The sequence below is a fragment of the Hanstruepera neustonica genome (assembly GCF_002895005.1).
GTDB classification, from domain to species: Bacteria; Bacteroidota; Bacteroidia; order Flavobacteriales; family Flavobacteriaceae; genus Hanstruepera; species Hanstruepera neustonica.
In genome coordinates this window covers 81,192-106,565 of sequence record NZ_POWF01000008.1, presented here as the reverse complement: position 1 = coordinate 106,565, position 25,374 = coordinate 81,192, and the positions used below count along the sequence as shown (strand labels likewise).

Below are 25,374 nucleotides of genomic sequence, written 5' to 3'. Positions count from 1 at the left end.
AAACTTTAAAATTAATGAAAAAGAAATGGTTAATTTCTTGTTTTCATATTTTTAACACAGTAGGAAATTATTTCTGAAATGCGTTTTTTACGGGTTTCAGGGCGTTTGGCTTGATTAATCCAGTACAAATAACTTTTTCTGTATGAAGGCGCAAAGTTTTGATAATTTTCAAAAGCTTTTGAATTTTTGTCAAATGCTTCTTGAAGATCTTCTGGGATAATGCCATTTTCTACATCGTCCAATGCTGACCAACTACCATTTTCTTTGGCAATTTCAATTGTTTTAAAACCACTTTCGTGCATCAAGTTATTGGCCATTAATTCTTTAATGTACTTTTTGTTTAAGGCACTCCATACGCTTTTGGGGTTTCGAGGTGTAAAATATTGTCTGCGTTTCCCATTGCCCAAGCTTTTTACAGTAGAATCTATCCAACCGTAGCATAAAGCTACTTTTACAGCTTCTTCCCAACGCATGCTATCATTCTCATGTGCAACTTTATAAAAAATAAGATACGCTCCTGAATGTTTATCATGGTTTTTATGAAGCCACTCGCGCCATTCGTAATCCGATTTGAAATATAATTCTGGGTAATCCAACAAATTACAGTTTTTTACTGAAGACGTAAAAGTCTTTATCAATTGAAATGCTGTCTGAATTTATGGATATGGTTTTCCATTCAGCATTTGGGAAAAGCCATTGTTTTTTATCATCAATAGTCACTTCAATGGGCATATCGAACTTTTCAACAATGTTTGTCCAACGGTATTTGAGATTTCCATCTTTAATTTCATATTCTAAAGTTGGAATCATAGTCGTTCTTAAATATTGATTGAAAAATTCCGTTAAATCGATACCTGTTTGTTGACTGATGTAATTTTCAATCTGCTCCGTTGTTACCGTTTGATGATAAAAAGTGCTGTTTAAGCCTCTTAAAATTTGTCGCCATTTTTCATCATCTTCAATAAGTTGTCGAAGTGTATGTAACATGTTCGCGCCTTTGTAATACATATCTCCGGAACCTTCTTTATTTACATTATAGTGACCTATCATTGGCCTGTCATTCAGTATCATTTTTCGGGTTCCAATAACATATTCAGATGAAGCTTCCTTACCATAATAATAATCTAAAAATAAGTTTTCAGAATAAGCGGTAAAGCCTTCATGAATCCACATGTCAGCAATATCTTTATACGTGATGTTGTTGGCAAACCATTCGTGTCCTGCTTCGTGAATAATTAAAAAATCGAATTTTAATCCCCAACCTGTTCCTGACAAATCAGTGCCTAAATATCCTTTTTTGTATTGATTGCCATAGGTGACCGAGCTTTGATGCTCCATACCTAAATAAGGAACTTCAACCAATTTAAAGCCATCTTCATAAAAAGGATAGGGTCCAAACCAATGCTCAAAGGCTTTCATCATTTTTGGAGCATCTTTAAAATGCTCTTTAGCCTTATCTAGGTTATAGCTCAATACGTAATAATCTAAATCCAATGGGCCTTTTTCGCCTTGATAAACTTCAGAGAAATGAACATAATCCCCTATATTGACATTAACGCCATAATTATTGATAGGATTGCTTACAAACCAGCTTGAGGTAACGGTTCCGTTATTATTCTCTTTAACAGACCTCAAACGGCCATTGGAAATATTGCTTAAGCCTTTTGGGTTGGTAACAGTTATAAGCATGCTGTCAACTTCGTCGTACATGTGGTCTTTATTTGGCCACCAAACACTAGCACCTAAACCTTGACAGGAAGTAGCCACGAAATGATTCTCATTGTTGTCTTTTTTCCATGAAAAACCACCATCCCAAGGCGCATTTTCGGCTTCTTTAGGGTTTCCTTTATAGTGAACTTCTAAAGTATTTACAGTATTCGGTATTTGTTTATCAATGAGAGCAATAAAATGAGCATTTCCATCACGTGTCACATTGAGCATTTTACCATTTTGAGTGGCCTTTGTTATAACTAAAGGCTCTTGTAAATCAATTTGAATGGTAGAGTAGGGCTTTAAAACTTTATAGTTTATGGTATTCTTTCCTTCAATATATTTTTCATCTGGCTTTACTTCAATATAGAGGTGATAATACGTTAAATCCCACCATTCCCGTTCAGGTGTAATGGTTCCTCTTAAAGTATCTTGACGGGTGAAGTTCTTTTTTTCTTGAAGTAGGCCTTGACCGAAACTATTAATTGAGATAAAAACAAGAACGAATAATAAATTGAAATGCTTCATGTTTAATTTTTAAAGAATACTAAAATACTAAAAAAAGGAAAGCCGTTCCAATAACTGAAACGGCTTTTCACTCCTAACTAAACTTAACTACAATTAAAAGCAGTACTTATTTTCAGCTTTTACTTTTTCGGCTATTTCGTTTCTTAAGTCTACGATATCCGGATAATTCTGATATTTTGTAAAACGCTTAAGACCCATAAGCATCATACGTTGTTCATCACCTTCGGCAAAAGAAATAATACTTTCTTTTCCTTTGTCTTCTACAATATTTACAGCATTGTATAAATATAATTTTGCCATAGCAATTTGAACGGATTGTTCTTTCTCTCCAAATCGTTTCGCATTCTTTTCTGTTCTTAAAATAGCAGATTCAGCCATATAGATTTCAATAAGAATATCTGCAGCGGCTACCAATAATTGTTGGTGTCCTTCTAAATCTGGACCAAATTTTTGAACAGCACCACCAGCAACCATTAAAAAGGTTTTCTTTAACTTTTTAATCATTTCTTTTTCTTCTGAAAACAATTCAGAATAATCAGGTGTTTCAAACGATGGAATACCCATTAACTCCTCTTGAACTGCTTGGGCAGGACCTAATAAATCCACATGGCCTTTCATAGCTTTTTTAACAAGCATACCTACAGATAGCATACGGTTTATTTCATTGGTTCCTTCATAAATTCTGGCAATTCTGGCATCTCTCCAAGCAGCTTCCATTGGCGTTTCTTTTGAGAATCCCATACCACCAAATATTTGAATGCCTTCATCAGCGCAATTTTGAACATCTTCAGAAACAGCCACTTTTAGTATAGAACATTCAATCGCGTATTCTTCAACACCTTTTAATTCAGCTTCTTGATGTGAATTTCCAGCAGCTTCTCTTAAGGCTATGCGATCTTCAATATTTTTTGATGCACGATAAGTTGCAGACTCACCAGCATAAGCACTAGCTGACATTTCAGCCAATTTCTTCTTTATAGCTCCAAAATCAGATATTCTAGTTTTGAATTGTTTGCGTTCATTGGCATATTCAACAGCTGTAGTTGTAATACGTCTTTGTGAATCCAAACAAGCAGCAGCCAATTTAATTCGCCCAACATTAAGGGCATTCATGGCAATTTTAAAACCTTCGCCACGACCAGCCAACATATTTTCTACAGGAACAACTGTGTCATTGAAGAATACTTGTCTTGTTGAAGAGGCATGGATACCAAGCTTATGTTCTTCTTCACCTAAAGTAATACCATTTGGATTTTCAGGATCATATTCCACGATAAAGCCAGTAATATTTTTATCATCTTCAATACGCGCGAAAACAATCATTAAGCGGCAAAATCCAGCATTGGAAATCCACATTTTTTGTCCGTTGATTTTGTATGTTTTTCCATCGGCAGATAGCTCGGCAGTTGTTTTACCAGAATTGGCATCACTGCCAGCACCTGGTTCCGTTAAACAATAGGAACCAAACCATTCTCCAGTAGCCAATTTTGGTACGTATTTTTGTTTTTGTTCTTCAGTACCGTACAGTGTGATTGGCATAGTTCCAATTCCAGTATGTGCACCAAAGGCTGTACTAAAAGAACCAGTTCCGCTGGAAATATAGTCACAGGTCAATACCGTCGATACAAATCCCATTCCCAATCCACCATAGGCTTCTGGAACAGCTACACCCAAAAATCCAAGCTCACCTGCCTTGCGCATGCATTCTTCAGTTAAGGCGTAATCTTTAGCTTCAAATCTGTTCTTATTAGGAATTATTTCACGGTCATTAAATTCCATAACCGCTTCCTTCATCATGTTTTGTTCTTCTGAAAAATCTTCAGGAGTAAACACATCTTCGCAGTTAGTTTCCTTTACCAGAAACTGCCCACCTCTTAATATGTCTTTTTCTGTTGCTTCCATTTTTTTTAGTATTAAGTATTTTGTATCAAGTATTAAGTTGTGAAGAAATTTTGTTGTGGTTTTCCTTTGTACTTAATGCTCACATCTTTGTTCTAATTAGTTTAAAAATTCGAAAATTCCACACGCTCCTTGACCCGTTCCAACACACATGGTCACTGCACCATATTTCCCTTGCATATTGCGCTTACGCATTTCATCAAATAGTTGAACAGACAGCTTGGCTCCAGTACAACCTAGTGGGTGTCCGAGAGCAATGGCGCCACCATTAACATTAATAATGTCATGATTCAAACCAAGTTCCCTGATAACTGCTATTGATTGTGATGCAAAAGCTTCATTCAGTTCTATTAACTCCAAGTCAGCTTGTTTTAAACCTGCTTGTTTTAAGGCTTTTGGAATGGCTTTTACAGGGCCAATTCCCATAATTCGTGGTTCCACACCAGCGGCTGCATAGTTTACTAAACGTGCAATGGGTTCAAGATTGAGTTCTTTTACCATATCTTCACTCATTATCATGACAAATGCTGCACCATCACTCATTTGAGATGAATTTCCTGCTGTGACACTTCCACCTTGGGCAAAAACTGGGCGAAGCTTGGATAAAGCTTCTATGTTAGTCCCTTTTCGTGGACCTTCATCCTTCGTAACTGTATAAGATTTGGTAACTTTTTTACCATTTTCATCAATATAGGTTTGCTCTACTTCAATAGGTACTATTTGATCTTGAAAACGGTCTTCGGCTTGAGCCTTCAGAGCTTTCATATGGGAGTTATAGGCAAATTCATCTTGATCTTCACGTGATACTTTAAACTGATTGGCAACGGCTTCAGCAGTATTTCCCATACCCCAATAATAATCAGGATGCCCAGCTTTTACAGTATCATAATTTAATTCAGGTTTAAAGCCGGTCATGGGAACCGCACTCATACTTTCGGCACCACCTGCAATAATACAATCTGCCATACCAGCTTGAATTTTTGCAGTTGCCACACCAATGGTTTCTATTCCAGATGCGCAAAAACGATTGACCGTCACGCCTGGAACATCAATACTGTCCAAACCAATTAAGGAGATGAATCTTGCCATGTTAAGACCTTGTGATCCTTCGGGCATAGCATTTCCCACAATAACATCATCAATACGTTTTTTGTCTAAATTGGGAAGTTCTTTCATCATATATTGAATGGTTTCCGCAGCTAACTCATCAGTTCTTTTAAAACGGAACACACCTTTTGGAGCTTTACCTACAGCTGTTCTATATGCTTTTACTATATATGCTTGTTTCATTTTTTAGTTTCTTAAAGGTTTACCTGTTTTTAACATATGTTGTATGCGCTCTAATGTTTTTCTTTCAGTACATAATGAAAGAAATGCTTCACGTTCTAAATCCAGTAAATACTGCTCTGATACCAAGGTGGGTTCTGATAAATCACCACCAGCCATGACATAAGCTAGTTTATTAGCAATTTTATGATCGTGCTCACTGATGTAGTTTGCGACTTCCATAGAATCCGTTCCAACTAAAAACATTCCTAAAGCTTGTTTTCCTAAAACTTTTACATCGTTTCTCTTTACAGGCTTTGTATAACCAGCATCAGCCATTAACCTTGCATGTGCTTTGGCTGTTGCAATTTGTCTGTCTTTATTGACAACAATAACGTCTTTGCCTTTTTGAAGAATTCCTAAATCAAAAGCTTCATAGGCAGAAGTCGAAACTTTCGCCATTCCGATGGTTAGAAAATATTCTTGCAACACGTTTAATTCAACATCTCCTTTTCGGAATGTGTCTTGAGCTCTTAAAGCCATTTCTTTAGAACCACCACCGCCGGGAATGACACCTACTCCAAATTCCACCAATCCAATATAAGTTTCAGCTGCTGCAACAACTTTATCGGCGTGCATTGAGAGCTCGCAACCACCACCAAGAGCCATGCCATGTGGCGCGGATACAGTTGGGATGGACGAGTAGCGCATACGCATCATGGTATCCTGAAAATATTTGATGGCCATGTTGAGTTCATCGTATTCTTGTTCGGCGGCCATCATAAAAATCATGCCTATATTGGCACCAACAGAGAAGTTTGCAGCCTGATTTCCAATAACCAAACCTTCAAAATCTTTTTCGGCAAGATCAACCGCTTTGTTTAATCCAGCAAGCACATCACCACCTATGGTATTCATCTTTGACTGGAATTCACAATTCAAAATACCATCACCCAAGTCTTCAATAACAACACCTGAATTTTTGAATACTTCGTTCGATTTTCTGATGTTATCTAATATAATAAAGGCATCCTGTCCAGGTATTTTACTTTGGGTTTTAGAAGGAATATCGTAAAAGTACGTTGCGCCATCTTTTACTGAATAAAATGATTTACTACCAGAGGCAAGCATTTCATTTACCCAATCGGCTACTTGATGCCCCTCAGCTTTAATGAGCTCCAATCCTTTTTCAACACCAACAGCGTCCCATATTTGAAATGGTCCATGTTCCCATCCAAAGCCAGCTTTCATGGCATCGTCTATTTTATATAAATCATCAGAGATTTCTGGAATTCTGTTGGAAACATAAGCAAACATAGCGGCAAAGTTCTTACGATAGAATTCGCCCGCTTTGTCTTTTCCAGACACCAGAATAGGGAAGCGTTCAATGACTTTATCGACAGTTTTTGTCATTTCAAGAGTCGCAAACTGCGCTCTTTTTTTAGATCGATATTCTAATGTATCTAAATCCAATGACAAAATATCACTATTACCTTTGTCGTCTTTTACTTTTTTATAGAAACCTTGCCCTGTTTTACTTCCCAGCCATTTGTTTTCCATCATGGTATTGATAAAGTCCGGCAGTTTAAATAGCTCATGCGCTTCATCGTTTGGGCAGTTATCATAGATGCCATTGGCAACGTGAACCAATGTATCCAGTCCAACAACGTCAACTGTTCTGAAGGTTGCCGATTTTGGGCGTCCAATTACAGGACCCGTTAATTTATCGACCTCCTCAATAGTTAACCCTAATTCCTTTACTTGATGAAACAGGGACTGAATTCCAAAGATTCCGATTCTATTTCCAATAAAAGCTGGGGTGTCTTTGGCAACTACCGATGTTTTTCCCAGAAATTGTTCACCGTAATTGTTTAGGAAATCCAAAACATCTTGAGAGGTTTTGGGTCCTGGAATAATTTCAAATAATTTTAAGTAACGAGCCGGATTAAAAAAGTGTGTTCCACAGAAATGCTTTTGAAAATCTTCACTGCGACCTTCACTCATAAAATGGATTGGAATACCTGAAGTATTTGATGTGATCAGTGTACCAGGCGTCCTAAACTTTTCAATGTTTTCAAAAACCTGTTTTTTGATATCCAAACGCTCAACTACTACCTCAATAACCCAATCGACATCTTTAATTTTGGATAAATCGTCATCTAGGTTTCCTGTTGTAATTCTATTGGCAAAATTTTGATGATAGATTGGCGATGGCTTCGATTTTAAGGCAGACTGAAGGGAGCTATTTACAATTCGATTACGCACCGCTTTGTCTTCCAATGTCATGCCTTTAGCTTTCTCAATCTCGTTAAGTTCTCTTGGAACAATGTCAAGAAGGAGCACATCCACACCAATATTGGCAAAATGACAAGCGATACCGCTTCCCATTATTCCTGAACCAATAACAGCTACTTTATTTATTCTACGTTTACTCATATTACTTAAGTATATGTTCTTTTTGGTTATATATTTTTTTGTTTGAAATCATGTTATTTATAAGCTCAACTACTTCATAAAAATTATCCAGTTTCTCTTGAGATATATTCTTACGAATAGCATCGTTGAATGTCAATACTTTTTCCCTTGAATAGGCTCGTTTTTCACGCCCAAATTCTGTTAAATGAATAATGACACCGCGTCCGTCTTCCGGATTGGGTTTACGTTCTATTAAGCCTTTCTCTTCCATGGTTTTCAAGGTTCTTGAAAGACTGGTAGCTTCCATCCCCATTTTGGGTCCTAAAGATGTTGATGGCGTGCCTTTTTCCGGATCAATGCTCAATAGGGCAAACCCAGTAGCCATAGTTGTTCCAAACTGCGCAGCTTCTTCATTATACATTTTGTTAATAGCTAGCCAAGTAGTCCTAAACACATAATCTATAGTTTTATCTTTCATGAAAGTGACATTTTGAATTTCAAATATAAGAAAATTTATTATGCATGCATAATAAATTACAAAAAAAATATTAAGCTTAAAACAAAAAAAGCGCTTCATAATTGAAGCGCTAATAAAACGATAAAAAAAAGTGTTTTAATTCATTTTGCCATTTACAATTCCTATGGCTGCACCGACTACAGCAGACATAACAATTGATATGAATATTACAATTCCAAACAATTCATAGTTTGGAGTTGATTGATCGGCAAGACTAAAAAACCCTTCCATCAATCCCATAAATAAGCCAATAATTGCACCAGCTTTTAATCCTGCACTTAACGTCGCTATTTCTGCCCATTTGTTAAAAATAAACGACATAAAGAAACCAAAAGCAAAGCATCCACATGTAATGAATAACATGGCATTAGTTGTTTCGTCTGGTTGTGGGAATTTATCAGAAAAAATAATTCCGTAAAATAACCAGCCTAAAAGCCAGTCAACAATACCACCCACTAAACCACCTACAATAAAAGTTTTTGTATTCATATTATTAAAAAGTATTAGTTAGTATTCTAAAAATAGAATATTAGTGGCTAACAAACTTATTAAGAGGAGGATAGTTATTAACTGAAATACTAAGTGTTAACTTATGACCGGTAAATTTTCTCAATGAGATTAAGATATTTTTCTTTGATGACTTTTCGTTTCATCTTCATGGTAGGAGTCAGGTGACCACCTTCAATGGACCAAATATCAGGTGTGATTTCAAATCTCTTAATTCGTTCCCAATGTCCAAATTTTTGATTTGCGGTATCAATTTCTTCCTGAATTCTGTCTTTTAACTGCTGGTTGTCTATAATGGATTCTTTGGAGTAATCTATTTTGTGACGTTTAGCCCATTCTTGAACAAATTCATAATTTATTTGAATGAGGGCTGCTGGCATTTTTTCGCCTTCACCAATGACCATAATCTGTTCAATAAACCGCGACTGTTTAAATTCGTTTTCCAATAGGGCAGGAGCCACATATTTTCCACCAGAGGTTTTAAAAATTTCTTTTTTTCTATCGGTAATTTTTAGGAATCCGTCTTTGTCAATTTCACCGATATCTCCCGTATGAAAGTAGTCACCTGTCATAACTTCTGCTGTTCTTTCAGGGTCTTTGTAATAGCCTTGCATCACATTCGGGCCTTTAACCAATATTTCACCATCGTCGGCAATTTTCACTTCAACATTGTCAATCAATCGGCCTACGGTACCAATTTTAAATCCATGATTTCTTTGGTCGTTTACCGATATGACAGGAGAGGTTTCCGTAAGTCCGTATCCTTCCATTATTGGCATACCTGCAGCGGCAAAAACCCTGGTTAATCTGGGTTGTAAAGCAGCACTCCCTGAAACCATTAACTCCAAATTTCCACCCAGTCCCTCTTGCCATTTACTAAAAATGAGTTTTCTAGCCAATTTTAATTGTTGTTCATACCACCAACCATTGACACCGTAAGGCTCATATTTTAAACCAAGCTCTATTGCCCAAAAAAACAATGCTTTTTTAAGTCCTGTTAGTTCTGTGCCTTTAGCAACTATTTTGTCAAAAACTTTTTCATAAAGTCTTGGCACTGCCGTCATAACATTAGGTTTTACTTCCTTTAAATTGTCACTCATGGCCTCTATGGATTCTGCAAAGTGAATTTCAACACCACAAAATTGGTATAGATACAAAATCATACGTTCAAAGACATGACAGACCGGTAAAAAACTCAAGGCTTTTGATTTTCCATAATCAAAAGGAACCCGTTTTTCGCTGTCCAAAACATTGGATACAATATTTTTGTGAGAGAGCATAACGCCTTTTGGTGTGCCAGTTGTGCCAGAAGTATATATTAAAGTTGCCAAATGATCTGGCTTGACTGCATTTTTAAGCTTTTCCACTTCATCTTGATTGGAATTGTCTTCACCAAGTTTTAATACATCTGTCCAATGGGATTCACCATCAATTTCATTAAACGTATAAATGGTTTTTAGTTGTGTATTGTTTTTTACAGCATTTATTTTTTCTAAAATATCGCTATCCGATACAAAACAATAGGTGGCTTCTGAATGCTTTAAAATATATTCATAATCCTCTTTGGAAATGGTGGGATAGATTGGCACATTCTGGGCTCCAATTTGTAAAATACCAATATCAACAATATTCCATTCGGTTCTATTATTGGAAGAAATTACAGCAATCTTGTCATTGGGTTTGACACCCAAACGCAATAATCCACGACTAATCATATTAGCTTGATCAATATATTCTTGAGTAGATATGGATTGCCACTCTCCGTTATATTTAGTTGTAAATGCTTTTTCTAGATTATAAGTTTCCAATTGATGGTAAGGAAAATCAAATAGTCTTTTAATATTGGCCATGAATTATTGATAAAAAATTAGTATCGTTGCAAAATAATAAATATACTTGATTTTTTAAGAAGCATATTGCTATAAAAAAAAGCATTTGTATTTTTGTGGTCTTAAAATCGGGATGTGGCCTCTCGGCAATGCTCGAGACAGGCTCCGTCCGGTTAGCGTATTCCGCTAGAGGCGGAATGGTCGCAGTAGAAGGTACAATAATAATTAATTCGGGATGTGGCGCAGTCCGGTTAGCGTACACGGCTGGGGGCCGTGTGGTCGCAGGTTCAAATCCTGTCATCCCGACAAGATAAAGCAGAGAGTTCTTTTAAGAAAGCTTGCTTTCTTAAAAGAACTTTAAGCTTTATATTAAAAATAAAGCACTGCTTTATTTTGCAACATAAGCGATGTTAAGGGATTCTCTAAATCCTGTCATCCCAACGAAAAAAGGAGCTTATGTTTAAGCTCCTTTTTTATTATCTATTCTCAATCCATTTTCTGGCATTTACAAAGGCTTCCAACCAAGGAGAGACTTCGTCTTTTCTGCCTTTAGGGTAGTTTGCCCAGTTCCATTGGAAGGTGGAGCGCTCTATATGCGGCATGGTTACTAAATGGCGACCTGTTTTATCACACATCATGGCGGTGTTAAAATCGGAGCCATTTGGGTTGTGCGGATAGCCTTCGTAACCATATTTAGCCACAATGTGATACTTGTCTTCGGCATAGGGTAAACTGAATTTGCCTTCACCATGTGAAATCCAAACGCCTAAGGTGCTGCCTGCTAATGATGCTAACATCACCGAATTGTTCTCTTGAACTTTTACAGACGTAAAGGCACTTTCGTGTTTATGGGAGTCGTTATAAGTCATTTTACCATGCTGCTCATGGTCTGGGTTTATTAAATCTAACTCCATCCACAATTGGCAACCGTTACAAATACCCACAGACAGCGTGTCTTCTCTGGCAAAGAAGTTTTTAATGACTTCATTGGCTTTTTCGTTGTATTTAATGGCGCCTGCCCAACCTTTGGCAGAGCCTAACACATCGGAGTTTGAGAATCCACCAACAGCACCCAAGAATTGAATGTCTTCCAAGGTTTCACGCCCCGAAATTAAATCAGTCATGTGGACGTCTTTCACATCAAAACCAGCCAAGTACATGGCGTTTGCCATTTCGCGTTCGGAGTTGCTGCCTTTTTCTCTTAAAATAGCGGCTTTAGGTCTCGACTGCGCTCGACCTGACACGCTCTTGTCACTTCGAGCGGAGTCGAGAAGTCCTGTAAAATGTGCGGGGAATTTATATTGAAGGGGTTGGTTTTTATAGTTGTCAAAACGGTCTTTTGCCAACCCGTTTGCTGTTTGTTTTTGGTCGAGTAGGAATGAGGTTTTGTACCACATATCACGTAAGCGTGACACAGTCATGGTAAAGACATCAGTACCGTTAATGATGCTTAACACATCACTTTCGGTTACTTTTCCTATGTTGAAAAACTCGATATTGGCTTCAGCTAAAACTGTTTCAATAGACCCATCAGCAGCTTGAATAACCAAACCGGCATTTTCGGCAAACAGGACTTTAAAGGAATCATTTTCAGCTAAAGCCGTGATGTCTAGTTCAGCTCCTAAATTGTTATCGGCAAAACACATTTCAAGAAGCGTGGTAATCAAGCCACCAGAGGCCACATCGTGCCCTGCGACAATTTGTTCGTCAACAATCAACTGTTGAATGGTATTGAACACCGTTTTTACATAGTCGGCACTTTTTACGGTAGGTGCTTCATTTCCAATTTTATTCACCACTTGCCCAAAGGAACTACCACCCAGTTTAAAGTTGTCTTGAGACAAGTTGATATAGTAAATAGCGCCACCATTGCGTTGCAATACAGGTTCAACTACTTTGGTAATATCCGTACAGTTAGCACCAGCCGAAATAATCACGGTTCCAGGGGCAATCACTTCTTCGTTAGGATATTTCTGCTTCATAGAAAGCGAATCCTTTCCTGTAGGTACATTGATACCTAAAGCAATAGCAAACTCTGACACGGCTTGCACCGCTTCGTACAAACGGGCGTCTTCGCCTTCGTTTCTACAAGGCCACATCCAGTTGGCAGAAAGCGATACGTTTTTTAAACCGTCTTTTAAAGGCGCCCAAATGATGTTGGTTAAGGCTTCTGTTATAGAATTACGACTACCTGCAACCGGATCTATTAATCCGGATATAGGTGAGTGGCCAATTGAGGTTGCAATACCTTCCTTGCCTTTAAAATCCAATGCCATTACGCCTACGTTGTTTAACGGGATTTGTAATGGGCCAACACATTGTTGTTTCGCTACCTTACCGCCAACACATCTGTCTACTTTATTGGTAAGCCAGTCTTTGCAAGCAACCGCTTCCAGTTGTAATAATTGGTCTAGATAATCGTAAAACTTATCTTTATTGTAAGCTAAATCGGTATAATTTCGTGTAACCGTGTTGTCTGTCATTATTGTTTTTGGTGAGCTTCCAAACATATCTTCCATGGCTAAATCCATAGGTTTGTTGCCCTTGGTTTTAGATTCAAATGTAAAGCGGTGGTCACCGGTTACATTACCAACCGTGTACATTGGAGAACGCTCTCTATCGGCAATTTTTTGAAGGGTTTCTAAATGCTTTTCAGCAATTACCAACCCCATACGTTCTTGCGACTCGTTACCGATAATTTCTTTGTCAGAAAGTGTTGGGTCTCCAACTGGTAATTTATCTAAATCAATATGTCCACCAGTATCTTCAACCAACTCGCTTAAACAGTTTAAATGACCACCAGCTCCATGATCGTGAATGGAAACAATATAGTTTTCGTCGCTTTCTACCATACCACGAACAGCATTGGCTGCCCGTTTCTGCATTTCTGGATTGGAACGTTGAACGGCATTCAATTCAATACCTGTTGAGAATTCTCCAGTATCGGCACTGGAAACCGCTGCACCACCCATTCCAATACGGTAGTTTTCCCCACCTAGAATGACTACTTTATCACCTGTTTGAGGTGTATCTTTTAAAGCTTGGTTTGCCTTACCATAACCAATACCTCCTGCAAGCATGATGACTTTGTCAAAACCGAGTTTGCGGGCTTCCTCTTCATGCTCAAAGGTTAATACTGAACCAGCAATAAGTGGTTGTCCGAATTTGTTACCAAAATCCGATGCGCCATTGGATGCTTTGATTAAAATATCCATTGGTGTTTGGTAGAGCCAATCGCGCTCTTTCATGGCTTGTTCCCAAGGGCGGTTTTCTTCTAAACGCGAGTACGAGGTCATATAAACAGCCGTTCCTGCTAAAGGAATAGAACCTTTACCACCAGCCAGACGGTCACGGATTTCACCACCAGAGCCAGTAGCAGCACCGTTAAAAGGTTCAACCGTAGTCGGGAAGTTGTGAGTTTCAGCTTTTAAGGAAATAACCGATTCAAAATCTTTGGTTTGGTAATAGTCAGGAACATCGGCACGTTTGGGTGCAAATTGTTCCACTTTAGGGCCTTTTATAAAAGCCACGTTATCTTTATAAGCCGAGACAATATCGTTAGGATTTTTGTTTGAGGTCTCTCTAATCATCTTGAAAAGTGACATCGGTTTTTCCTCACCATCAATAACAAACGTACCGTTGAATATTTTGTGGCGACAATGCTCAGAGTTTATTTGTGCGAACCCATAGACTTCAGAGTCTGTAAGTGGTCTGCCCAATTTTTTGGAAAGGTTGTTTAAATAGTCAACTTCTTCATCATTTAAGGCCAATCCTTCTTGAGCATTGTAAGAGGCAATGTCTTTAATATTTCTGATGGCTTCAGGCTGAATGTTAATGGTGAAACTATCTTGATTCAGACCTTTATATTTTTGAGAAATCATGGGGTCATAACCCTTGAAATCTTCAGCAACAGCTTTAAATTCTTCAATACGAACAATACCCTCAATCCCCATGTTTTGGGTAATCTCAACAGCATTGGTACTCCAAGGTGTGATCATGGCAGCGCGTGGACCAACAAAAAAAGCATCCAATGATGCTTGTTCTATTTTAGGTTGGTTGCCAAAAACCCATACTAGTTTTGTAATGGTGTCGGTTGATAATTCTTTTGTTGCTTGAACAGCAAATACCTTGCTGTTTTGGTTTCCAAAGAAATGAATCATTATGTTTTTGTTATAGTTGTGTTTTGAAAGTGCAAATTTACTTTTTTTCATCGTAATAGTATCTATTAATCTGGATGAAAAAATTTAGTTATTCACGTTCTTATTAACCAACAAAAAAGCGACTGATTTCAGTCGCTTTTTTAATTATTGTTTGATTAGTTTTTTGGTAATCGTTTTATTGCCTTTTTGAAGCTTTATCAAGTAAACACCTTTTGTGAGCTTTCCAACATGAATTTCACCATTTTGAGACGTCCCTTTTAAAGTTAACTTTCCTAGTAAATCATAGATTTCATAATCCAATGATTCCGTTGCATTGACTGTAATATGATTTCCTGAAACAGGGTTAGGATATAAGGTAAATGTATTTTGAGTAAATTCTTCGTTACTTAATAAAAAGCAAGACCAATTTAAATCATCAAACATAACACGGTTTGATGGGTTGCTATTATTGTTTATTGATAAATCAACAACATTATTAATATTACATGGTATTGTTGTGGTTACAGGAGAATCACCGTAAGGAATAGTCCCAATGACACTTCCATTAATCACTAGATCAAAGGTGCCAGAATCTCCAGAGAAAACACGTTGTGTTGTGACTGTTAATTCTTCTATTGGAAAATTTGAGTCATTTAGGATTAATTCTCCATTTCTAATCGTTATGGCTCGGCTTCCGTTTAGTGTTTGATCTGTTCTGGCGTCAGTAGCATCCCATGTAATACCCTGATCACCAGTCCATGTTCTAAATGAATATGAACTTGAATTAGCTGGCATGTTTTCAAAACTTTCATCAATACAAAGAAGGTTGGTGTTTTCTAAAGTCGTTTCGCAAGCTTCATTACTAAACCCTGATTCATTTCCAGCAGCATCGATAGCTGTTATTTTGAAACAATAATTGGTATTTGGTGATAAACCTAAAACCGTATTAGAGGTAGTTGTGTTCAGAACAGTTGCCGAATAAACATCATCAATGTAATAGTTATAACCTACCACGCCAATATTATCAGTAGATGCATTCCAATCCAAATCAATAGAATTACCAGTAGGATTTGAGGCTACTAAATTAGTTGGAGCAGTTGGATTTTCGGTGTCAGGATCGGTGTCCCAGACTAATGCCACCCATTCTGGATGATCTACAAACGGATTCCGATTGGATTGGTGATTGTAAAAAATATTATTGTTTCTATCAATTTCCTTTTGAGAAACCGGGTCCATTTCATGCCAAGTTCTCAATATTGTTAAAAACGGATCGGCTATAGCCTTATCACTACTTCCATCAAACATGTCATAAGTGGACCAAGCGCTTACTTGATCTTCATAACGTGTCACAAAGTAAAAATAGATACGTGCCACATCACCTTTAAATTCATCAATAGGTTCAAAAACCTCATTAGTATAACCAGCTGAATAGCCACTGTTTAAGTTATTGCCCAATTTGGAACCATTTTGAGTTGGATTGGTAATACCACTTTGACTACTTAATTGACTATCGTCCACACGACCATAAGGCGCATTACTCCTAAATCCATTAACACGACCATCTGATGGTAATAATTGATGGGCATCACCACGCATAGGTGAATTGGAACTAAAAACCGACTGCGGAATAATGTGCTCCTTGTTGTAGCAGTCGCCTTCGGCACTGTATTCTCCGCATTCATCTGTCACTGGACTAAAATTGTAAGGATCGTTTCCATCAGGGTTTTCTGAATAAATATCTAGAATGGTATTGCTGGCTGTTTCGTAATAGTCGTCCAGATCGTATGTAGCAAAGAATGTATCAATGGCATCGTATCCTTGATCCATATGTTCGACCTCAACTGTATTGTTGATTTCTGGATCATCTACATTATCAATTATTTTTTTGAGTTGTGTTTTTAATTCGTAACCAGTTCCTGTGGCATAGTCATAATAGCCTGAAGGAATTTGAGCAAAGCTTGCTAGCGTGAATAGTGTAAAAAGTACTGTGTAAAATTGTTTCATTATGATTTTCTTTCCATTAAGGCCATATAAAATCCATCGTATCCAGATTTATGGGCCAATATTTTAATGTCTTTGACAAAGGTAAAATCTTTTCCGTGTTCTGATGTTAAAAATTTATCAACTTGTTCTTGATTTTCAGAAGGTAAGATGGAACAGGTAGCATAAACCAACTGTCCGCCGTCTTTTACAATTTTGGAGTATTGTTGTAAAATATCCTGTTGGTTTTCTTTTATTTTTTCAAGATAGGATTCTTCTAATTTCCATTTGGCGTCTGGATTACGTCTTAAAACACCCAACCCGGAACAAGGAGCATCAATTAAAACCCGATCAGCATTACCATAGAGTTTTTTGATAACTTTTGAAGAATCAATATGTCTGGTTTCTATATTATGAGCACCATTACGTTTAGCCCTGCGTTTGAGTTCCTTGAGTTTGTTGGTGTAAATATCCATGGCAATCACTTGTCCCTTATTTTCCATTAAAGCTGCTAAATGTAAGGCTTTACCACCAGCGCCAGCACAGGTATCTACTACACGCATACCTGGTTTCACATCCAGAAAATCAGCAACCAATTGAGAAGACGCGTCTTGTACTTCAAATAGTCCGTTTTTGAAAGCTTCCGTTTGAAAAACATTGGCGCGTTCTTTTAATTTTAAGGCATTTGGATAATTTTTGATAAATTCGGTTTCAATATCTAAATCAAATAATTCAGCCTGAAGTTTTTCTTTAGTTGTTTTTAGGGTGTTGATTCTTAAAATGACATCGGCTTGTTCATTTAGGGCATGTATTTCTTTGGTCCAGATGTCTTTGCCTAGTTCTTTTTCTCCCAAATTGTCAATCCAATCCGGTATGGATTCTCGGTACTTTCTAATTTTAGACAGCTCATCAAAACGGCCTTTGATTTTTCGTGTTGGGGTATTTTCAAAATACTTCCAGTCGGGTAATTTGATTCCTTTTAAGGTTGCCCAAACCGCAAACATGCGCCAAATATCATCACGGCTAAACGGTTCTTTAACTTCGGCTATTTTGGCATAGAGACGTTTCCATCTTACGATATCATAGGTGGTTTCGGCAACAAATGCACGGTCACGGCTTCCCCAACGCTTGTCACGCTTGAGTAGTTGTTGAATAACCTTATCGGCATACTCGCCTTCATTGAAGATTTTTATTAAACCATCAACCGTTGCGAAGCATAAATTTCGATGTAATCTCATATCGTTTTGAATAGCGTGCAAAGATAGGTTTAATATGTTGATTTGTAGAATCGTTTAGATGATTATTTGAGTTTTGTTTCCTTGAGTTGTTATCAAACGGTCATTTGTATGGAGAAGTTTTCTATTTTTAGGGAAATTTTGAAATTATGCGGATTCTTTTGGCACTTTTAATTACTCTTTGCTTTTTATCTTGTAAAAAAGAACCTAAAAAACAACCTCAAGATTTTTCTAAAGTAGACATTGAGGTTTTATTACAGGATTCTTTGTTGAATGTAAGGGCTTTGGAATTGGATGATCCACCTAATTATTCGATAGCTTCGTCAAATGGATTAATAATTTATGCGATAAAGAATGATACTGCCAAATTAGCCGTTGGATATTACGATGTCAAATATGATAGCATCATTCCTAATTTTCGTTCACTTGCTGCAACTTCTCGAGCAACATTTGCTTTAAGTATTGGGAATCCAGCATTATTATACGGAATAACTTCAGATACAACAAAATTAGTTTATCAAGAAAACCATCCTAAAGTTTTCTATGACTCCATGGAATTTTGGAATGATGATGAAGGTATTGCTGTTGGGGATGCCATAGATGGTTGCTTAAGTGTCATAATTACAAGAGATGGTGGGAATACTTGGAGCAAGTTACCGTGTGACCAATTACCACTTGCAGCAGAAGGAGAGGGAGCCTTTGCGGCCAGTGACACTAATATTGCGATTGTTGGCAATAAAACTTGGGTTGGTACAACAGTAGGGCGTATATATTATTCTGATGATAAAGGCAAAACATGGGACGTTATAGATACCCCAATAGTTAAAGAAAAAGATACCGAAGGCATATATTCACTAGATTTTTATGATGAGTTGAATGGCTTTGCTATAGGAGGGGATTATACCAAACCAGCGGATAGTTCGGCTAATAAAACGAGAACGCAAGATGGTGGTAAAACATGGCAATTGGTAGCCGAAAATAAAAGTCCAGGTTATAGAAGTTGTGTGCAATATATTCCTAATGGAAATGGAAAGGAGCTTGTAGCTATAGGTTTTAAAGGCATTGATTACAGTCATGATTCTGGAAACACCTGGAAGCACTTGAGCGATGAGGGCTTTTATACCATTCGGTTTTTAAACGACAGTGTGGCTTATGCTGCTGGAGCTGGTAGGATTGCTAAATTAACTTTTAGGGAATAAAAAAAGAGCCACTGGCTCTTTCTTACATTTAGGGTCTGTCTTTTTTTTCGTGACGTCTTTTTTTGAATTCTTCAAACATTTTACGTTTAAAATCGTCTTCCACTTTTTTTAGCATGACAATTTTTTTGGATGAAATGACTTTTTGCAAATCACTGACATATTTATTGTACAATTCGTTTTTCTTGGAATTCGAAAGTTTAAACTTTTGAATCAATTCTTGCGCTTGAGCCTCGGTTAAATTGTCAAAATCGAGTTGCTTTCTATCTTCAAATGATTGTTTACGTAAATCATGCATTTGTTCTTCAAAAGTATTGTATATAGGCCAAAATTTTTCGGCTTCAGCCTTTGTAAGATCAAGCTCGTCTGTAATGTAGGCAACCTTTAAAGCTTTGATTTTATCGTTTCTGTCCATACGATCTTGGGCAAATGTATTTACGCCAAACGCCAGAGAAATTAATATGAGTAAAAGTTGTTTCATGTTATGTTGTTTATTCTAAATTTAAATCTTCCAATTCCATATTATTGTACAAATAGTCTTCTAAAGGTACATCATTCAAGGTTTCCTCTAGTATAATCGTCTCAAAATCTGATGGATTTGTGATGAGGTTATTCAATTCAGCAGAGTCAAAATCATTGGTTAAAAGATAACTTTCAATACTGTCACTATCCAATGATGCAAAGTCCAACGAGCTGTTTTGTCCTGTTGGCATACTAACCAATACTATAAAAATAGCAGCGATGCTTGCAGCTACTAACCATTTTTGATTTCTGAATAACGAAATTACTTTAGGTTCTGATTTAGGTTTATTATCAATTGAAGTTGACACCTTAAAATCGGTAAAGTAATTCTCGGGTACTTTAAATCCAGGAGTATTGACCTTCTCCTTGAGTTTCAATTCTAAAAGTAATTTCTCTTCAAATGAATTGAAATATCCGTCAGGTGTTTTAAATCCCGTATCTGATATGTTATGTTTGTTTAAGTTTTTCATTTGTAATCATTAGACTCTCAAATCGACGTTTGGTTTAATAAATAACTTTCAATTTTTTTTATAGCAATGTGATAGGAGGCTTTCAAGGCACCTTCACTGGTTTCTAATATTTCAGACATGTCTTTATACTTTATATCCTGAAAATATTTCATGTTAAAAACCAATTGCTGTTTTTCAGGTAATGTAGCTATAGCTCTTTGCAACTTTATTTGAATAGCATCACCTTCAAAGTAAACGTCTGATTTTAAATTTTCAATTGCTAAATCTTGAAATTCTTCGTTGCTTATTTGTAATTGCTTTGCACGTTTCTTAATAAAAGTCAAGGCTTCATTGGTTGCTATGCGATACATCCAAGAATACAGTTTGCTGTCTCCTTTAAATGAATCAATATTTCTATAGACCTTGATAAAGGTGTTTTGGAGAACATCATCAGCATCGTCATGCGATTTAACAATATTACGGATATGCCAATACAATCGCTCTTTATAGAGCGATACCAACTCGTTAAAAGCAAACTCTTGTTTGTCCTTTGATTTTAGATCCGTAAGTAGTTGGGCTTCTTCCAAAAAAACAATTTTAAGTTTAGACTGATAAAACGCTATAAAGTTTAATATAGTTCAAAAAAAATAAATAAGGAGAAGAATAGTGATAAAAGTATTTTAACCTATTACAAGTTAGATAAATCCATTAAAATACTACAACGTTGTAGTTGTTTTTAGTCTAATTTATTGTCGTTTTAAAGATAATTTTTGCATTTCATCGTGTGTAACAACTATTTTTAAACTTATCCGTGGTAAAAATCATGGAGACAGATTTATGGTCAAAAAGGTATTATTTAGTTTTGCCTTCTCACTCATTTTTTTAATTAGTTTCTCGCAGGTTGGCATTGGTACAACAACGCCTTTGAGTACCTTGGATATTAATGGAAACTTTTCTGTTAAGGTTGTTAATTTAACAGGTGATGGAAATGGTGGTACAGGAACTTATGTGGATATAGACGATGGCGTTTATATTTCTGTAAGTCCTCAAGCAACAGATGATGAATTTAGGCTTCCAGATGCAACAATGTTTCCAGGAAGAGTCTATATTATTCGGAATATTCAAGATACCGTTACTGCTAAAATTTCAACTTCAGGAGGTCTATTATTCTCTTCAGGATCAACTACTAATGGAGCAACTGCTGTTTACTTGTACGAATATGCACCAGGTAATGACTATAAGAAAAGCATTATTGTTTTGAGTGATGGTGCCAATTGGACCTATTTCTTCGGACTTTTTTAAGTCTTAATTTTTTCCTTTTTATCAATTTAATATGCCTATTTTGAATAAAAAGGCCAATTTTTAGAAAATTAGAGTGTTATTATAACTGATTGTATAACAGTTATTTAAAAATTAATATATCGATTAAAAGCAAAAAAAATCGATAAAACGCATTTTTTTCTTGGTTTGTTAGTTTTTTTGTTTTATGTTTACATCAACAAACCTACTTATGTTTGTTAGTCGTCCCCAAGTCTAACAATAGCTAAAAAAGGGCTGAATTATTTTCAGCCCTTTTTATTTTGAAAGTTTTAATCGAAACTTTGCATATCAACAAGCCTTTTGTAAGTGCCATTTTTAGCAAGTAATTCATTATGGGTTCCTTGTTCTACAATTTCACCTCTTTGCATAACAACAATTTCATCAGCATTTTGAATGGTAGATAGCCTGTGAGCAATAACAATAGATGTTCTATTTTTCATCATATTTTCCAATGCTACTTGAACAAGCCTCTCACTTTCTGTGTCAAGGGCAGAAGTAGCTTCATCCAAAATCATAATAGGTGGATTTTTTAGTACAGCTCGAGCGATACTTAAACGTTGTTTTTGACCACCTGAAAAATTATTTCCAGCATCACCAACATTGGTTTCAATACCTTCTGGTAATTCTTTAACAAATTCCCACGCATTGGCTATTTTTAGAGCATCAATAATCTCTTCGGTAGAAGCATCTGGTTTTCCTAAAAGGATATTGTTTTTTATTGAGTCATTGAACAAGATAGAATCTTGAGTTACTAAACCCATTAAATCTCTCAACGACTTTTTGGTAATGTCTTTAATATTTATGCCATCAATTTTAATCTGACCTTCGTTAACGTCGTAAAATCTCGTGACCAAGTTTGCAATGGTACTTTTGCCACTACCAGATTGTCCAACCAGTGCTATGGTTTTACCTTTTGGAACTTGAATGGAGAAATTCTTTAACACTAAATCATTTTCATATTTAAACGAAATGTTTTCAACCGAAATCTTATCATGGAATGTGTCCAGGTCTTTTGCATTTGGTGAATCTTTTAGATTGTTTTCCTCATGAAGAATCTCAAAAACCCTGTCGGCCGCAGCCATACCGTTCTTCACGCGATAGGAAGCTTTACTGATAGCTTTTGCAGGCGTTAGAATGGCATAAGCAAGTCCCATAAAAGCAATAAAGGTAGTGCCTTCAATAACTTTGTCAATTAAAACTAACTTTCCACCATACCACAATAAAACAGCAATGGTGGCAATTCCCAATACTTCACTTACAGGGCCAGCAAGATTGTTTTTTAACCCTATTTTATTGGAGAGCTTTAAAATATTATCAGCTGATCTTGTGAATTTGTTTCTGAAGATCGATTCAGCATTATAGCTTTTTACAATCTTTAAGCCTGTTAATGATTCTTCAACAATTGAAATCAGTTTGCCAGATTCTTGTTGTGCTTTTAAAGAAGTACTCTTTAAGCTCTTTCCAATTCTCGAAATCATGAATCCTGCCAATGGAATAAAACATAAAACAAAGAGTGATAACTCCCAACTAATAGTAAACATCAGAATTAGGGAGAATATAATAGTTAAAGGCTCTCTTACAACGAGTTCAAGAACAATAAAAAATGAATTTTGCATTTCATTGATATCACCTAAAATTCGTGCCATGACGTCACCTTTTTGCCTCTTGGAATAAAAGCCTAACGGAAGCTGAATTATTTTTTCGTACATATCCTTTCTTAAAGCGGTTAATACGCCATTTTTTAGATACATAACGTGTTGCATGGCAAAATACCCAAAAAGATTCTTAAGGATAAATGTTGAGATTACAATAGCAATTACAATGACCAATGCCATTTGAGCATTGCCATTTTCCAAAAATCCACTGACTTTATAATTCAAGAGATTTTGGCTGTAATCTTTAATTCCACTGATGCCTGTCCAAACAGGTGCTTCTTTTACTATGGTTGTTTTATCAAACAAAACATTTAGCATAGGTATTAATGAAACAAATGCCAATGAACTGAAAAGCGCATAGAGTAAATTGAAAAAGATATTTAAAAAAACGTGTCCTTTAAATCTCTTTATAAAAGGTAATAATTGATGTATTATTTTTTTCATTTAGTTGAGCTTCATATCTTTAATGATAGCGTCTATCTTGGTTTCTAATGTTTGTTCTACATCTGTAAAATCCGATACGTTTTTTAAAGCCGTATTGGTACTAATGTAAAACTTAATTTTTGGCTCTGTACCACTAGGTCTTAATGCTATTTTACTGCCGTCTTCGGTGTAATAAATCAAAACATTTGATTTAGGGATCATTATTTGGGATTCTTCACCTGTAACCATATTTTTTGAAACAGAACTTTGATAATCTTCCAGTCTAATGACTTTTGATCCATTTATTTCAGCAAATGGCGATTTTCTGGCATCAATCATCATCTGTTTAATTTCATTTGCGCCTTCAATCCCTTTTTTGGTTATAGAAATTAAGCGCTCTTTATATAAACCATGTTTGACGTATAATTTCAATAATTCCTGATAAAAAGAACTGTCATTTGCTTTAGCTTGAGTAGCAATTTCACATGCCAAAAGAGTAGCGGTTACAGCGTCTTTATCACGTACAAAATCACCAACCATAAAACCAAAACTTTCCTCTCCGCCACCAACAAAATCCTGATTTGGAAAATCTTTTATCATTTTGGCAATCCATTTAAAACCAGTTAGGCCTATTTTGCATTCAACCTTATAGGAATCAGCCAGTTCTTGCATCATGGGTGTAGATACAATAGTCGAGCCAATAAATTCATTACCATCTAACTTACCATTTTTCTGCCATTGTTGCAGTAAGAAGTCTGTCATGACAACCATGGTTTGATTTCCATTTAGTAAAACCAACTCGTTGTTGTTGTTTCTTACGGCTACTCCTAATCGATCACTGTCTGGATCGGTTCCGATAACAATATCAGCATTTATTTTATTAGCTAAATTTAAAGCCATTTTAAGTGCTTCAGGTTCTTCTGGGTTTGGAGACTTTGCTGTGGGGAAATCACCATTTGGCTCGCGCTGTTCCTCTACAATGTAAACCTGTTTATAACCAGCACGGTTTAGGGTTTCCGGTATGGTTGTGATGGATGTTCCATGGAGTGAAGTGAAAACAATTTTTAGATTATCTTTTGCCTCTTGTGAAGTGAAACTGCCATTTTTTACAGACGCATTAATAAAGGCGTCATCAACATCTTTACCAATTAAATGGATTAATTTCTCGTTAGCTTCAAATTTAATTTCTGAATAATCTAAAGATTGAATTTCCGATATAATGGCAGCATCCTGTGGTGGCACCAATTGCCCACCATCTTGCCAATAGACCTTATAGCCGTTATATTCAGGTGGATTGTGGGAAGCAGTTAGAACTATTCCACAATGACAATCTAAGTGCTTGACAGTAAATGATAATTCAGGAGTCGTTCTTAAATCCTCAAACAAAAACACTTCAATATTGTTAGCTGAAAATACATCGGCTACAACTTTTGCAAGTGATTTACTATTATGGCGGCAGTCATAGGCAATAGCCACTTTTATATTTTCATCTGGAAATACTTTATGAAGATAGTTACTTAATCCCTGTGTGTTTTTCCCTAATGTATATTTATTGATTCGGTTGGTGCCAATACCCATAATACCGCGCATACCGCCAGTACCAAACTCTAAATCTTTATAAAATGATTCCTTTAATTCTTTTGGGTTATCGGCAATTAAGTTTTTTATGTAGTCTTGTGTATCTGTATCAAAAGCTGGTGTTAACCACGTGTTTACACGTTCTAATAATTCAGGTTCAATGTATATCATGATGCATTTAAATTGAACGCAAAAATACGTAATTC

General features: G+C 36.3%; 18 protein-coding genes and 1 tRNA gene. 3 read left to right on the top strand and 16 right to left on the bottom strand.

Annotated features, from left to right (window positions below; genetic code table 11):
- Positions 1-29: 29 nt before the first annotated feature.
- The 8 genes from C1T31_RS11790 to C1T31_RS11755 form a co-directional block, all read right to left on the bottom strand.
- On the bottom strand, positions 30-596 hold the full coding sequence (locus C1T31_RS11790; protein ID WP_103052763.1) for a YdeI/OmpD-associated family protein: 567 nt from the start codon (positions 594-596) through the stop codon (positions 30-32).
- A 4-nt stretch (positions 597-600) separates the two neighbouring features.
- Positions 601-2,238: a M1 family metallopeptidase gene (locus tag C1T31_RS11785; protein ID WP_103052707.1), complete on the bottom strand. Its 1,638-nt coding sequence runs from the start codon at positions 2,236-2,238 to the stop codon at positions 601-603.
- A gap of 93 nt (positions 2,239-2,331) precedes the next feature.
- On the bottom strand, positions 2,332-4,140 hold the full coding sequence (locus tag C1T31_RS11780) for an acyl-CoA dehydrogenase family protein (protein ID WP_103052706.1): 1,809 nt from the start codon (positions 4,138-4,140) through the stop codon (positions 2,332-2,334).
- 96 nt (positions 4,141-4,236) lie between these two features.
- Positions 4,237-5,427, bottom strand: coding sequence for an acetyl-CoA C-acyltransferase (locus C1T31_RS11775; RefSeq protein WP_103052705.1), 1,191 nt, complete (start codon positions 5,425-5,427; stop codon positions 4,237-4,239).
- Between the two features lie 3 nt (positions 5,428-5,430).
- Positions 5,431-7,839 (bottom strand): 3-hydroxyacyl-CoA dehydrogenase/enoyl-CoA hydratase family protein, encoded by a 2,409-nt coding sequence (locus tag C1T31_RS11770; RefSeq protein ID WP_103052704.1) that lies wholly within the window; start codon positions 7,837-7,839, stop codon positions 5,431-5,433.
- A 1-nt stretch (position 7,840) separates the two neighbouring features.
- Positions 7,841-8,296: a MarR family winged helix-turn-helix transcriptional regulator gene (locus C1T31_RS11765; protein WP_103052762.1), complete on the bottom strand. Its 456-nt coding sequence runs from the start codon at positions 8,294-8,296 to the stop codon at positions 7,841-7,843.
- A gap of 135 nt (positions 8,297-8,431) precedes the next feature.
- On the bottom strand, positions 8,432-8,824 hold the full coding sequence (locus C1T31_RS11760; RefSeq protein ID WP_103052703.1) for a hypothetical protein: 393 nt from the start codon (positions 8,822-8,824) through the stop codon (positions 8,432-8,434).
- Positions 8,825-8,925: 101 nt separating this feature from the next.
- Complete coding sequence (locus tag C1T31_RS11755) at positions 8,926-10,692, bottom strand: AMP-dependent synthetase/ligase (RefSeq protein WP_103052702.1); 1,767 nt, start codon at positions 10,690-10,692, stop codon at positions 8,926-8,928.
- Positions 10,693-10,902: 210 nt separating this feature from the next.
- Here C1T31_RS11755 and C1T31_RS11750 point away from each other — a divergent pair.
- A tRNA-Pro gene (locus C1T31_RS11750) sits at positions 10,903-10,977 on the top strand.
- A gap of 170 nt (positions 10,978-11,147) precedes the next feature.
- On the opposite strand, the gene purL is transcribed toward C1T31_RS11750, so the two are convergent.
- The 3 genes from purL to C1T31_RS11735 all read right to left on the bottom strand — a co-directional run bounded on the left by purL (position 11,148) and on the right by C1T31_RS11735 (position 18,028).
- Entirely contained in the window at positions 11,148-14,831 is a 3,684-nt protein-coding gene (gene purL / locus C1T31_RS11745) for a phosphoribosylformylglycinamidine synthase (protein WP_103052761.1), read from the bottom strand.
- Between the two features lie 144 nt (positions 14,832-14,975).
- On the bottom strand, positions 14,976-16,814 hold the full coding sequence (locus C1T31_RS11740; protein WP_103052701.1) for an endonuclease: 1,839 nt from the start codon (positions 16,812-16,814) through the stop codon (positions 14,976-14,978).
- Positions 16,814-18,028, bottom strand: coding sequence for an RsmB/NOP family class I SAM-dependent RNA methyltransferase (locus C1T31_RS11735; protein ID WP_103052700.1), 1,215 nt, complete (start codon positions 18,026-18,028; stop codon positions 16,814-16,816). Before C1T31_RS11735 ends, C1T31_RS11740 begins: the two co-directional genes overlap by 1 nt.
- A 146-nt stretch (positions 18,029-18,174) precedes the next feature.
- On the opposite strand from C1T31_RS11735, the gene C1T31_RS11730 reads away from it, so the two are divergent.
- Positions 18,175-19,224 carry a WD40/YVTN/BNR-like repeat-containing protein gene (locus C1T31_RS11730; protein ID WP_103052699.1) on the top strand — a complete coding sequence of 350 codons (1,050 nt, stop codon included), beginning with the start codon at positions 18,175-18,177 and terminating at the stop codon, positions 19,222-19,224.
- 28 nt (positions 19,225-19,252) lie between these two features.
- Here C1T31_RS11730 and C1T31_RS11725 read toward each other — a convergent pair whose 3' ends face one another.
- Genes C1T31_RS11725 through C1T31_RS11715 form a run of 3 tightly spaced genes read right to left on the bottom strand, consistent with a single transcriptional unit; the run spans position 19,253 to position 20,779 of the window.
- A complete protein-coding gene (locus tag C1T31_RS11725; RefSeq protein WP_103052698.1) occupies positions 19,253-19,702 on the bottom strand; it encodes a sensor of ECF-type sigma factor in 450 nt (149 codons plus the stop codon).
- Between the two features lie 10 nt (positions 19,703-19,712).
- Positions 19,713-20,213 (bottom strand): hypothetical protein, encoded by a 501-nt coding sequence (locus tag C1T31_RS11720; RefSeq protein ID WP_103052697.1) that lies wholly within the window; start codon positions 20,211-20,213, stop codon positions 19,713-19,715.
- A 17-nt stretch (positions 20,214-20,230) separates the two neighbouring features.
- The gene (locus C1T31_RS11715; protein WP_103052696.1) at positions 20,231-20,779 is read right to left on the bottom strand and encodes an RNA polymerase sigma factor; all 549 of its coding nucleotides are present in this window, start codon (positions 20,777-20,779) and stop codon (positions 20,231-20,233) included.
- A gap of 250 nt (positions 20,780-21,029) precedes the next feature.
- Here C1T31_RS11715 and C1T31_RS11710 point away from each other — a divergent pair, with 250 nt between their 5' ends.
- The gene (locus C1T31_RS11710) at positions 21,030-21,494 is read left to right on the top strand and encodes a hypothetical protein (protein ID WP_103052695.1); all 465 of its coding nucleotides are present in this window, start codon (positions 21,030-21,032) and stop codon (positions 21,492-21,494) included.
- 287 nt (positions 21,495-21,781) lie between these two features.
- On the opposite strand, the gene C1T31_RS11705 is transcribed toward C1T31_RS11710, so the two are convergent.
- Positions 21,782-23,611, bottom strand: a complete 1,830-nt coding sequence (locus tag C1T31_RS11705; RefSeq protein ID WP_103052694.1) for an ABC transporter ATP-binding protein — start codon at positions 23,609-23,611, stop codon at positions 21,782-21,784.
- Positions 23,612-25,339 carry a phospho-sugar mutase gene (locus C1T31_RS11700; RefSeq protein ID WP_103052693.1) on the bottom strand — a complete coding sequence of 576 codons (1,728 nt, stop codon included), beginning with the start codon at positions 25,337-25,339 and terminating at the stop codon, positions 23,612-23,614.
- Positions 25,340-25,374: the final 35 nt, after the last annotated feature.